We start from the raw sequence: 12,362 nt of genomic DNA on the forward strand, positions 1-12,362 counted from the left end.
AATGCAATTGGTATAATACTAAAAAGCCCCCTAGTAAATAGGAGGCTTTTGTCATTGAGTCGATTCTATTACTGTCGTGGAGTCTGCTTAGCTTCTGTGGCTGGTATAATGCACTTCAGGTTCTAGTATGTCGTCAAGTGTATTTGTGCGGCTCATAAAGCGAATGAAGGCCTCTGGCAGAGTTAACTCATCGACACTGTGCTGCCAATCGGATTGCAATATTGGACTATAACCCTCTTTTCCTGATGCAGTATAAGCTGAAGACACCCCGATATAATGCTGCATTGGGTCAATATCAAACCACAGCGGTTGGCCATTAGCTGGACGCATGATCTCAAGCTTAACTATCCGTTGCCCCAAAGCTTGTCGACCGTCATAGAAATACTTAAGCCCGTAAGTATATGGGAAACTGCCTGCACCAGTGCCAATCACACTGTTATTGGTTGCAGCATTGATGGCTGATTCAAGCATCTGAAACAGATATTGTCCTTGAATTTGGTAGGTCACTAATGGCAGTTCGAACGGTAATATGCGGCCAATCACTTCAGCTAGGCTCAATTGTCCTTTATTGAGTGATTGTCTGACACCGCCTGCATTGTGCAGCGCAAAGTCGACCTGCATACCAATGGCCTTTGTTTCATGGTACATACTGCGGCTGACCCATGGCGCAATTTCACTACCATGGGGCAGTGCTTTACTTGGTAGGCGAGTATGTTCAAGATTTTTAGGCACAAAGCTCAGTATCTGGTTATCGAGTGCGTCTAAACTTGGGCGATATTTTTGTAAAATAGTTTGCTGTACAAGGCTGTCTTCTCCATCCCAGAAAATAGCAGGATTTGCATCGAGCTTAGCGCGGATCGCTAGGTAGTTTTCAGCGCATACTTCACCTTCACCAGCCTGCAAAATGAATTGCTGATCAAGCATGAAGAAGTTGCCACCGCTGATATCGGTAACCCTACCAGCGTCATCAAAACTAACATCACATATTCCTATGGTCTCAGCGTATTTTCCTGCGTGCAGAATAGGCGTGTGGTTTACCTTTTCAGCATAGGGGATATTGCTTAAACCAAGGTCACGAAAATCGCCTTGTAGGGTATGGGAGTGACCGCCAACAATTACACTTATACCATCGACCTCGTTTGCAAGCACACGGTCTTGATCTAGCCCTAGGTGGCTTAACACTATGATGTGGTAAATGCCTTTCTCGTGCAGCTTTGCAATTGTGCGCCGTGTGGTTTCGATAGCATTAATAAAATGCGTATCTTCATCTGGGCGGGCAATTTCTTTCATCTGATCAAGCGTGATACCGATAATCGCAACTTGCTTATCATGCAGTGGCTTTAATATGTACTTAGCGGTTTGACTGCTCGTGTCGTAGTCGTAAAGGTTGTGATGACCACTGAGCTTGGCGGTTTTTTGCTGATCTTCTTGGCTCAAATCCATATTGCCAGCAAGCAGAGGAAATTGAATGTCATTCAAGAAATCTAAAACAGGACCATTGCCGGCATCAATCTCATGATTACCCAGTACCATCGCGTCTGGCTTTAATAGATTGAGTAGGTCTGAATTCGCCTTGCCTTTAAATTCATTGAAATAAAGGGTGCCTTGGAAGCTATCACCGCCATGCAAGAATAGAAAAGATTGTTGGTTGGCTTTGGCTGACAGCTTTGCTTGAGAGAGTTGATAACCGATCCGTGCGTAACCACCACTATGGCTATATAGCGTGAGTTCTTGTTGTTGCTCGGTGATCGTAAACTGCAGTCGATTAGCGTCGAAATGAGAATGTGTGTCGTTGATGTGGGCAAGCTTTAATGTATAAGTAGACGTCATTTCAATCCTCAGAACCAAACAAGAATTATAGCATTTTTACGTTGCCGGGTGAAATACTGATTTTCGCAGCTAAAAAAGGGAGCTAAGCTCCCTTAATGTATATTGAGTGATAACTAGCTCTTTTCGGGCTTATCATCAAACTCGCCATCATCAGAAAGCACAATACCTTTATGCTGCATTCTACGACTCCACAATTTACGCGCTAATTGCTGCATATCTGTGACAGGGTCATTTGAATCGACAATTTCCAGTCCCAATAGTGACTCGACAATATCTTCTAAGGTGACAATACCTTCACCAGAGCCATACTCATCGACAACCATCGCAATTTTGGTATTACGCTTAATCATCAATTCAAACAGTGGCAAAATTTTGGCTGTCTCAGGGATAACCAACAGGTTTTTCTTCAGAACGGCAATGGACTCTTTAGGGGTCTTACGCTCAGCCAAAAGCACGTCATTGCGATTCACATAACCGATAATATTATCAGGTTCGCCCTGATATATCGGAATACGAGTGAACGGCTTCGCCATAAACTGAGCTGCGAAATCACCTTGAGTTAAGCTTGTCTGCAGCTTAAACATTACGGTTCTAGGCGTCATAATGGCAGTCACTGGCATCTCTTTAACTGACAACATTTGCGTCAAAATCTTAGATTCCTGCTCATCAAGCTCGCCAGATTCACGACCAATCTTAGCCATCGCGCTCATCTCTTGACGAATATACTGACCTTCATCACCTTTACCCATCAACTGTGTAACCTGCTTAGACATCCAGATAAGCGGCCTAGTCGCGCGCTCCATCCACACTAGTGCGATAGAAACGGCTGGTGCAAGTGAGCGCCAGTAGTTTGCACCTAATGTTTTAGGAATAATCTCTGAGAAAAACAGAATAAGGAAAGTAAGGACACCTGAAAATACGCCTAGCATCTCATCACCAAATACTTTAGCTGCCTGTGCACCAGCAACCGCCGCGCCAACAGTGTGGGCAATGGTATTTAAAGTTAGGATAGAAACGAGTGGAGATTCAACGTTTTCTTTTTGTTTATTCAACCTAGCGGCTGCTGCAGGATTGGTTGCGGCAAGCGTGGCGATATAACTGGGTGTGACTGACAGTAAAACAGCTTCAAACACACTACAAAGAAAAGAGATAGCAATGGCGACAAATACTATAATGATAAGAGTTATCATAAAGGTGAAATTACACCTCCATATTACAGACCAACATTAGTCTGAGCGGATTCTAGCACAGGTTTAATTCGCGGCAATTGCTATTAGCAGCGAATTTTGTATTTTTATCAGTCTTGTCAGGCTATTTTGAGTTGATTAGAGGGTTCTGTGCAGGATTTACTATTGAGTAGTTACAATTAATGTAATAAATATCAGCATCATCGAATAAGCCGAGTAAGGTTGCTAGCCTTATTTTACAAGGATCTGTATAATTCGCCGCCCACATGCAGGTTTTAGGTTTTTGAGGTTACACACAATGAGTGAAAAGAAGATCAATTTATTGGATCTTGATCGTAAGTCGATGAGAGCGTTATTTGCCGATATGGGTGAAAAGCCGTTCCGTGCCGATCAATTGATGAAATGGCTTTATCACTTTGGTGTAAGTGACTTCGAACAGATGACTAACATTAACAAAGCATTACGAGCGAAACTTGCGCGTAAATGTGAAATTGTTGCACCCGCAATAGCCAGTTATCAAAAATCAGCAGATGGTACGATTAAGTTTGCCATTGACGTAGGTAATGGCCAAGAAGTTGAAACCGTTTATATCCCTGAAGATGACCGCGCCACTTTGTGTGTATCGTCTCAAGTTGGTTGTGCACTCGAATGTACTTTCTGTTCAACGGGAGCACAAGGCTTTAACCGCAACTTAAGCGTATCTGAAATCGTAGGTCAAATTTGGCGTGTGGCTGACTTTATTGGCTTTGTTAAAGATACCGGCGAGCGTCCAATTACTAACGTAGTGATGATGGGGATGGGAGAGCCATTACTGAATCTTAAGAACGTGATTCCAGCTATGGATATCATGCTGGATGATTTCGGTTTTAGCCTATCTAAACGCCGTGTCACTGTATCGACTTCAGGTGTTGTGCCTGCGTTAGACATTTTAGGTGATGCGCTTGATGTCGCTTTGGCAGTGAGCATTCATGCGCCAAATGATGAACTCCGTGATGTACTGGTTCCAGTTAATAAAAAGTATCCGCTAGAAGATTTCCTTGCCGGAATACGTCGCTATATTGCCAAATCTAATGCTAACCGTGGCCGTGTAACTGTTGAATATGTGATGCTAGATCATATCAACGACAGTACCGACCAAGCCCATGAATTGGCTAAGTTGATGAAAGACACGCCGTGCAAAGTGAATTTAATTCCGTTTAATCCGTATCCTGGCTCACCTTACGGTCGTTCTTCTAATTCTCGAATCGATCGTTTTTCTAAAGTACTGATGGAATACGGCTTAACGGTTATTGTGCGCAAGACGCGTGGTGATGATATCGATGCTGCTTGTGGTCAACTTGCTGGCGATATTCGCGACAGAACCAAGCGTTTGGCGAAAAAACAAATGCAACAGAATCAAATTTCGGTCACAATGGATTAACTCTTTGTATCTATTGGTAGATAGGCTTAACGATGAATCATAGAAAGGTGAGCTTGCCCTTGCTTATTTTGTTGTCTGCGACAGCGCTTTCGGGCTGCGTGACACAAAATACTTATACGGGTACAGATACACCGGTCTCTGAGCGCAAGGTCGATAAAGTAGCTGCGGCTCGCCAGCGAGTGCAGTTAGGCTTAACCTATCTACAGAAAGGCAACAGTGAGCAAGCTAAATCTAACTTAGACAGGGCCTTAGCATTTGCTCCTGAACTGGAAGATGTGCATTTAGCCTTTGCTTACTATTACAGCTCAGTGGGTGAGCTAGAAAAGACTGAACAGGCTTATCGCAACGCCACTCGTCTTCGAGATGCTAGCGGCGATGCCTATAATAATTTCGGTACTTTCCTATGTCAGCAAGGTAAGTATGCTGAGTCTGAGGAGATGTTTCTTAAAGCAGTTGAACGTCCCCTATACACTCAAGCAGCTTCCACTTATGAAAACTTGGGAATTTGTAGCCGAAAAGCAGGTCAAATAGAAAAAGCGCAACAGTATTTTACTATGGCGCTTAAGTACGATCCTAGAAGACGCACGTCGCTTATCGAGTTAACCGAAATGGAACTCGAAGCTGGACGATTCGGAGAAGCAAAAATTCGCTTATCAAACTACCACAAGGTAGCGGTTGAATCTCCAATCAGTTTGGCGCTAGGAATTAAAATTGAACAAGGCTTGAATGACCAAGAAGCGGTTAGGAAATATGGTATTTTACTATTAGCGAAATTTCCCTCTTCAGCTCAAGCCAAGCAATATCGGGCCAATATGCATTAATGAAAAATGAACAGAATGATCTGCCCAACATAGACACTGAAAGCCTAGTGGATGAGCCAACGCTCACACTGGGCGTTTTGCTAAAAAAAGCCCGCGAAAACAAAGGGGCTTCGGTAGAGGATATTGCGGCGCAATTGCATTTACGCCCGACTATCATCAAAGAGATAGAAGCCGACAATCTACTAGAAATTGGCGCTGCGACCTATGTTAGGGGCTATGTAAAGAACTATGCGCGGGCGGTGCAAGCTGACCCGTTCGAAGTTCAAACATGTCTAGATAAGCAACTGCTTAATGATGCTCAGCCGTCAATGCAAAGCTTTTCGCGAAAGACAACTCATCAGGCACGTGACGGCAGGTTAATGGCGTTAACCTATATCATCGTATTTATTCTATTGGCGTTAATGGTGCTGTGGTGGTTCCAGAAATCGTCAATGGAGACCACTGTAGATTACTCTCAGCCGACCGTTGAGGAAGTGGCCGCATCTGCAGAGGAAGCGATGTATGACGAGTCATTGTTGAATGGTGAAGCATCCCTTGCAGCGCAATCAAATGATATTCCCCTTGATGAGCGCATTTTCGAGACCATTGGCGACAATGTAGCGGATAACAATAGTACTGAGCAGAACATTGCATCAAACCAAGATGTCGCGTCAGAAGACTCCGTTACTGAACAGCCTGGCTCTGAGCCTCAAGTTGCCCAAGCTAGCGCGCAAGTATCTGCAGCGCAATTGCTCGCTTCAATGGTTGACAGCCAAGACACTGATACCAGTGATGCCGTGACTTCAGCGTTAGTGCTAACGCTTAGCGGTGATTGCTGGATCAAGGTTACTGATGCTAATGGTAATACGCTTATCGATGGCTTAAAGAAATCGGGTCGCGATATTAATGTCACAGGCGCAGAGCCTTTTGCGGTGATATTAGGCGCACCACAAGTTGTGAATATCCAGCTGAATGGAACTCAAGTCAGCTTGGATCAGTATCCCAGCGGAAAAGTGGCACGTTTTAGTTTGCCACTTGCGGGACAATAACGAATGACAGAGCACAAAGACGATGTATAACGAATCTCCAATAATTAGACGCAAATCTAGCCGCATTTATGTAGGCGATGTGCCAATAGGTGATGGCGCGCCTATTGCTGTGCAGTCAATGACCAATACGCGCACAACTGATGTTGCTGCCACCGTTGCACAGATTAAAGCATTAGAAAACGTGGGCGCTGATATCGTCCGCGTATCCGTGCCGACCATGGATGCCGCAGAAGCGTTTAAACTGATTAAGCAACAGACTAATGTTCCTTTAGTAGCCGATATTCATTTTGATTACCGTATCGCCCTAAAAGTGGCTGAGTACGGTGTTGATTGCTTGCGGATCAACCCTGGCAACATAGGTAACGAAGAGCGTATTCGCAGTGTTGTTGAGTGTGCTCGCGATAAAAATATTCCTATCCGTATTGGTGTTAATGGCGGTTCATTAGAAAAAGAGCTAATGGACAAATATAAAGAGCCAACACCGGAAGCATTGCTTGAGTCTGCAATGCGCCATGTTGATATTCTTGACCGTCTTAATTTCGATCAGTTTAAGGTCAGCGTTAAAGCCTCTGATGTGTTTTTAGCCGTAGAATCGTACCGTTTGTTGGCTAAGCAAATCGTACAACCACTGCATCTAGGTATTACTGAAGCGGGTGGTGCGCGTGCTGGCTCGGTTAAGTCTGCTGTTGGTTTGGGTATGTTACTCGCTGATGGTATTGGCGACACGCTGCGTATTTCGCTGGCGGCTGATCCTGTTGAGGAAATTAAAGTCGGTTTTGATATTCTTAAGTCATTGCGGATCCGTTCTCGTGGCATTAACTTTATTGCTTGTCCATCATGCTCAAGACAAGAGTTCGATGTGATCTCTACCGTTAATGAGTTAGAGCAGCGCCTAGAAGACGTGGTAACACCAATGGATGTATCAATCATTGGCTGTGTGGTAAATGGTCCCGGTGAGGCGCTTATCTCAGATATTGGCCTTACAGGTGGTAACCGCATGAGTGGTTACTATAAAGATGGCGTACGTCAGAAAGAGCGCTTTGACAATAACAATATTGTTGATCAGCTAGAAGCTAAAATTCGCGCCAAAGTGGCGATGAGCGAGAGCCGAATTCCAGCGCAAGATGTAAGTAAGTAACCCGTTTTACGTTTAGTATTGAAACGCCTATAATGCAGGGCGTTTTTTATTTTTAAATAGCAAATTTGGCGAGTCGAATAGTGGCAAAACAGATCCAAGCGATCCGCGGAATGAATGACATTCTGCCGACCCAAAGTCCTATATGGCAAAAACTTGAAACCGTTCTTAGAGATACAGTTAGTGCATACGGTTATAGCGAAATTCGTACACCTATCGTAGAAAGTACCGATCTTTTTAAGCGCTCAATCGGTGAAGTTACTGACATCGTTGAAAAAGAGATGTACACATTTGATGACCGAAATGGCGACAGTTTAACACTTCGCCCTGAAGGTACCGCATCAACTGTGCGTGCTGGTAATGAGCATGGTTTACTGTATAACCAAGAGCAACGTCTTTGGTATATGGGCCCTATGTTCCGTCACGAACGCCCACAAAAAGGTCGTTACCGTCAATTCCACCAGTTTGGTGTTGAAGTTTACGGCATCCCAAGTGCTGACATCGATGCAGAAGTATTAATGCTATCTGCCATGCTTTGGGAAAAACTCGGCATCACTGAACACGTCACTTTAGAGCTAAACACCTTAGGTGATAGTGAAGAGCGTGCAGCGTACCGAGATGCCCTTATTGCCTTTTTAGAGCAACATAAAGACGTACTTGATGAAGATAGTCAGCGTCGCATGTACAGCAATCCACTTAGAGTATTAGACTCTAAAAATGCTGCAGTACAGGCATTGCTAGCTGATGCACCAGCCTTGATGGATTACTTAGGTGAAGAGACTCGTTCACATTTTTCACATTTATGTGAACTCTTAGAGGCTGTTGGCATCCAATACACAATCAATCCTCGTCTAGTGCGCGGCTTAGATTATTATAACCGCACGGTATTTGAGTGGGTGACATCAAGTCTTGGTTCACAAGGCACAGTATTAGCTGGCGGTCGTTATGACGGTCTAGTTGGTCAACTTGGTGGTAAATCAACACCTGCAGTAGGCTTCGCTATGGGGCTTGAACGTATCGTGTTATTGCTACAAACGCTTGAACTTGATAAAGATATCAAACCTGCGGTAGATGTGTATGTTACTGCTATGGGCGATAGCTGCCGTGTTGAAGCGATAAAGGTTGCACAAGATTTAAGAGCAAGCTTGCCTAATCTAAAAGTGATGAGCCATTGCGGTGGCGGTAACTTTAAGAAGCAGATGAAGCGAGCAGATAAAAGCGGTGCTGCTGTGGCGCTTGTTATTGGTGAAGATGAACTTGCCAATAATCAAGTTGCAGTTAAGTACCTTCGTGAAGATAAAGCACAAGAATTAGTTGCCCGAGATGCGTTGGCGACTTATATTGCAGAACTGGTTTAAAAGGGGAAGTACACGTGGAAGTCTATAGCACAGAAGAGCAACAAGTAGATGCTATCAAACAGTTCTGGAAAGATTACGGTTCCTCAGTTGTCGTAGGTGCTGTTGTCGGTTTAGGTGGATTATTCGGTTGGAACTATTATTCTGACCATCAGTTGGCTCAAGCCGAAGCGGCTTCTGAGTCATTTCAAGCACTCAGCAGCCAAAATACAGCTGACGCTGCAATGCTAATTGCAGCAGAAACTTTTGCCAAAGAACATGGCCAGCAAGGCTATCAGTCATTGCTTGAGCTAATGGTGGCTAAGTCTGCTGTTGAAACTGGCGATTTAGAGAAAGCAGAAGCAACGCTTAAGAACGTGATTGCGGTTAATGCTGATAGCAGTATCGTGCTGGTTGCCACTATGCGTTTAGCTCGTGTACAAGCAGAGCAAGGTCAATTTGCTACAGCTATTACTACGCTTGAGCAGATCAAAGATGTTGCTTCAGCAGCGCAAAGAGATGAATTAAAAGGTGACTTCTTGGTTCGCCAAGGTGAAACCGACAAGGCAAGGCTTGCTTATCAAGCTGCAGTAGAAAATGGTGGCACTATGAGTAGTCCAACATTACAAATGAAGCTTGATAATTTGAACAAGGCATAAGGAATCTGCCCATGAAGTCTTGGTGCAAAACACTGCTCGCATGTGGATTGAGCATAGGTTTGCTGTCTGCGTGTTCATCGAACGATGTAGAAGAAGAGCCTATTACTCCACTTGCAGAGATAGAAGCAAGCGTATTTCCAGAAGTAAGCTGGAGCGCCAATGTCGGTGATGGTGTAGGTGATTACTATTCTCGCCTGCGACCTGCAGCTCGTTACGATAAGCTTTTTGTCGCTGACCGTTACGGTAAAGTCTTAGCTTTTGATGAAGCGACTGGCGACAAAGCGTGGGAAAAAGATTTTAGCTCAATCTTTAGAGATAATATTTTAGCTAAAAACAAAGGTGCACGTTTGGCGGGCGGTGTAACAGCTGCACGTAACAAGGTATTTGTGGGCGGCGAGAGTGGCTTGGTTGCAGCATTTGATGCTGAAACTGGTGATAATCTTTGGCATGTGATTGCTGGCGGTGAAGTTCTATCAGCACCAACGGTTGGTGAAGACATTGTCGTGGTTAATACTGGTGCAGGCACGCTTGAAGCTTTTAATGTTGATGATGGCGAAAAGCGTTGGACTTATGAAAACCAGCTACCAACATTAACATTACGTGGTACGGGTTCTGCAGCTTATGATGCTGGTGGCTTTTTCGTTGGTACTGCCGATGGTAAAATTGCGGTAGTGATTAAAAACAACGGTCAGGCAGCTTGGGAACAAGCGATTTACACACCTGCTGGTGGTAATGAGTTCTCGCGCATGGCTGATGTTGACATGAAGCCACTGCTAGTCGGTGAAAACCTTTATGCAGTTAGTTACAATGGTAACTTAGTCTCAATGGAGATGCGCACAGGTCGCGTTGTTTGGACTCGTAAGTATTCAAGCTTCCATGAGCTAGCATACTCAGGTGCAAGTCTGTTTGTAGTTGATGACCATAGCCGTATTTATTCTGTTGATAGACGAAATGGTCTAGAGTTATGGAGTAATTCAGAGCTTGCTAACCGTGGTTTAACTGCTGCCGTTGCGTTTAAAGACTATATTGTAGTGGGTGATTTTGAAGGTTACCTACACTTTTTGAACAAGTCTGATGGCCAAATAGTGGGTCGTGTTGAAGTAGATAGCTCTGGTTTATACAGTCAGCCACTGGTTGTTAAAGACAACCTTTATGTGCAGACTCGTGGTGGAAAAGTGGTTCGAGTTACACTTCCGTAAGCCTAGTTGTGAAAGATGATAAGGCCCCTGGATGTGTATTCCGGGGGCTTTTTAGTTAATAGAAAATGAGTAATAGAGGCAATTAAATGATTCCTGTTGTGGCCCTTGTTGGGCGACCAAACGTTGGTAAGTCGACCCTTTTTAACCGACTTACCCGTACCAGAGATGCCCTCGTGGCAGATTTTCCTGGGCTAACTCGGGATCGTAAGTACGGCCGAGCGCATCTGGCTGGCTATGAGTTTATTGTGGTTGATACCGGCGGTATCGATGGCACTGAAGAGGGTATTGAAACCCGCATGGCCGAACAATCGCTAGCGGCGATTGAAGAGGCTGATGTGGTGCTATTTATGACAGATGCTCGCGCTGGTCTCACCGCAGCTGATTTGGCGATTGCACAGCATCTTCGTAGCCGTGAAAAGACAACTTTTGTTGTTGCTAACAAAGTTGATGGTATCGATGCTGACTCAGCGTGTGCTGAGTTTTGGTCACTAGGCCTTGGTGAAGTTTACCAAATGGCAGCGGCTCAAGGCCGCGGTGTGACTAACATGATTGAGTACTCTTTAGCACCTTACGCAGAAGCGATGGGGATCACCAAAGATGGTGAAGGTGAAGAGAACGAAGAAGAGCGTGAATACACCGAAGAGGAAGCGGAAGCTGAGCAGAAGCGCTTGCAAGATTTACCGATTAAACTTGCCATTATTGGTAAGCCAAACGTAGGTAAATCAACGCTAACTAACCGCATCTTAGGTGAAGAACGTGTAGTTGTTTATGATGAGCCGGGCACCACTCGTGACAGTATCTACATTCCAATGGAACGTGAAGGTCGCGAATACGTATTGATTGATACTGCCGGTGTACGCCGTCGTAGCAAGGTACATGAAACAGTTGAGAAGTTCTCGGTTATTAAAACCTTAAAAGCGGTTGAAGACTGTAACGTCGTACTACTGATCATCGATGCCCGTGAAGGTATTGCCGAGCAGGACTTAGGTCTTTTAGGTTTTGCATTGAACGCTGGTCGTGCGTTAGTGATTGCCGTCAACAAGTGGGACGGTATTGACCAAGAAGTGAAAGACCGTGTTAAGAGCGAGCTTGACCGTCGCTTAGGTTTTATTGACTTCGCACGTATCCACTTTATCTCTGCATTGCACGGAACAGGTGTTGGTCATTTATATGAGTCTATCGAAGAAGCATACGACAGTGCGACGCGCCGCGTAAGTACCTCTATGTTGACCCGTATTATGCAGATGGCACAAGACGATCACCAACCACCACTGGTTAACGGCCGTCGTGTTAAGCTTAAATACGCTCACGCAGGTGGTTACAACCCACCAATCGTGGTGGTACACGGTAATCAGGTTAAGAAGTTACCGGACTCGTACAAGCGCTTTATGATGAACTACTACCGTCGTTCACTAAAAGTTATTGGCACGCCGATCCAGATCCGTTTCCAAGACGGTGGCAATCCATTCGAAGGGATGAACACCAAGAAGCTAACGGTGAGCCAAGAGCGTCGCCGTAAGCGTATGGTTGGTCATATTCGTGATAAGAATAAAGATTAATGCTTTGTTCATCATTTGGTGAGCGAGTTTGATGACCAAATTAGTGATTTAAAGGAACCTACGGGTTAATGCCGTTCACTTAACGTGAACGGCTTTCTTTTTTATGGGATATCGGTCCTTTGAACACTTCAACACTCTAGGGTAACTACGCTCCCTTTTCCCCTCTAAAATAAACTGTTTAGCATTCTTT

10 protein-coding genes are annotated in these 12,362 nt (G+C 44.7%); 8 read left to right on the forward strand and 2 right to left on the reverse strand.

Annotation, left to right across the window (positions count from 1 at the left end; translation table 11 throughout):
- Positions 1 to 87 precede the first annotated feature (87 nt).
- Both AB4238_RS16110 and AB4238_RS16115 read right to left on the reverse strand, forming a co-directional pair.
- Positions 88 to 1,830 carry a bifunctional UDP-sugar hydrolase/5'-nucleotidase gene (locus AB4238_RS16110; protein WP_372034342.1) on the reverse strand — a complete coding sequence of 581 codons (1,743 nt, stop codon included), beginning with the start codon at positions 1,828 to 1,830 and terminating at the stop codon, positions 88 to 90.
- Positions 1,831 to 1,943: 113 nt separating this feature from the next.
- The gene (locus tag AB4238_RS16115) at positions 1,944 to 3,020 is read right to left on the reverse strand and encodes a CNNM domain-containing protein (RefSeq protein ID WP_372034343.1); all 1,077 of its coding nucleotides are present in this window, start codon (positions 3,018 to 3,020) and stop codon (positions 1,944 to 1,946) included.
- Positions 3,021 to 3,315: 295 nt separating this feature from the next.
- Between AB4238_RS16115 and AB4238_RS16120 the strand changes: the two genes are divergently transcribed.
- From AB4238_RS16120 to der, 8 genes are all read left to right on the forward strand, one after another.
- Positions 3,316 to 4,437, forward strand: a complete 1,122-nt coding sequence (locus AB4238_RS16120) for a bifunctional tRNA (adenosine(37)-C2)-methyltransferase TrmG/ribosomal RNA large subunit methyltransferase RlmN (RefSeq protein ID WP_248974107.1) — start codon at positions 3,316 to 3,318, stop codon at positions 4,435 to 4,437.
- A gap of 32 nt (positions 4,438 to 4,469) precedes the next feature.
- On the forward strand, positions 4,470 to 5,258 hold the full coding sequence (gene pilW / locus AB4238_RS16125; RefSeq protein WP_372034344.1) for a type IV pilus biogenesis/stability protein PilW: 789 nt from the start codon (positions 4,470 to 4,472) through the stop codon (positions 5,256 to 5,258).
- Positions 5,258 to 6,286 (forward strand): RodZ domain-containing protein, encoded by a 1,029-nt coding sequence (locus AB4238_RS16130; protein WP_372034345.1) that lies wholly within the window; start codon positions 5,258 to 5,260, stop codon positions 6,284 to 6,286. Before pilW ends, AB4238_RS16130 begins: the two co-directional genes overlap by 1 nt.
- Before the next feature lie 22 nt (positions 6,287 to 6,308).
- The gene (ispG, locus tag AB4238_RS16135) at positions 6,309 to 7,424 is read left to right on the forward strand and encodes a flavodoxin-dependent (E)-4-hydroxy-3-methylbut-2-enyl-diphosphate synthase (RefSeq protein WP_372034346.1); all 1,116 of its coding nucleotides are present in this window, start codon (positions 6,309 to 6,311) and stop codon (positions 7,422 to 7,424) included.
- 80 nt (positions 7,425 to 7,504) lie between these two features.
- Positions 7,505 to 8,779, forward strand: a complete 1,275-nt coding sequence (gene hisS / locus AB4238_RS16140) for a histidine--tRNA ligase (RefSeq protein WP_371994860.1) — start codon at positions 7,505 to 7,507, stop codon at positions 8,777 to 8,779.
- A 14-nt stretch (positions 8,780 to 8,793) separates the two neighbouring features.
- Positions 8,794 to 9,414: a tetratricopeptide repeat protein gene (locus AB4238_RS16145; protein WP_372034347.1), complete on the forward strand. Its 621-nt coding sequence runs from the start codon at positions 8,794 to 8,796 to the stop codon at positions 9,412 to 9,414.
- A gap of 11 nt (positions 9,415 to 9,425) precedes the next feature.
- The gene (gene bamB, locus AB4238_RS16150; protein ID WP_372034348.1) at positions 9,426 to 10,613 is read left to right on the forward strand and encodes an outer membrane protein assembly factor BamB; all 1,188 of its coding nucleotides are present in this window, start codon (positions 9,426 to 9,428) and stop codon (positions 10,611 to 10,613) included.
- Positions 10,614 to 10,699: 86 nt separating this feature from the next.
- Positions 10,700 to 12,172 carry a ribosome biogenesis GTPase Der gene (gene der, locus AB4238_RS16155; protein WP_220739963.1) on the forward strand — a complete coding sequence of 491 codons (1,473 nt, stop codon included), beginning with the start codon at positions 10,700 to 10,702 and terminating at the stop codon, positions 12,170 to 12,172.
- Positions 12,173 to 12,362: the final 190 nt, after the last annotated feature.

This window comes from Shewanella sp. 10N.286.45.A1 (assembly GCF_041470405.1).
Classification (GTDB): domain Bacteria; phylum Pseudomonadota; class Gammaproteobacteria; order Enterobacterales; family Shewanellaceae; genus Shewanella.

Bases quoted from the DNA above. Each gene is read 5' to 3' on its own strand.
- AB4238_RS16110 (WP_372034342.1), bottom strand. From the start codon at position 1,830: ATGACGTCTACTTATACATTAAAGCTTGCCCACATCAACGACACACAT.
- AB4238_RS16115 (WP_372034343.1), bottom strand. From the start codon at position 3,020: ATGATAACTCTTATCATTATAGTATTTGTCGCCATTGCTATCTCTTTT.
- AB4238_RS16120 (WP_248974107.1), top strand. From the start codon at position 3,316: ATGAGTGAAAAGAAGATCAATTTATTGGATCTTGATCGTAAGTCGATG.
- pilW (WP_372034344.1), top strand. From the start codon at position 4,470: ATGAATCATAGAAAGGTGAGCTTGCCCTTGCTTATTTTGTTGTCTGCG.
- AB4238_RS16130 (WP_372034345.1), top strand. From the start codon at position 5,258: ATGAAAAATGAACAGAATGATCTGCCCAACATAGACACTGAAAGCCTA.
- ispG (WP_372034346.1), top strand. From the start codon at position 6,309: ATGTATAACGAATCTCCAATAATTAGACGCAAATCTAGCCGCATTTAT.
- bamB (WP_372034348.1), top strand. From the start codon at position 9,426: ATGAAGTCTTGGTGCAAAACACTGCTCGCATGTGGATTGAGCATAGGT.
- der (WP_220739963.1), top strand. From the start codon at position 10,700: ATGATTCCTGTTGTGGCCCTTGTTGGGCGACCAAACGTTGGTAAGTCG.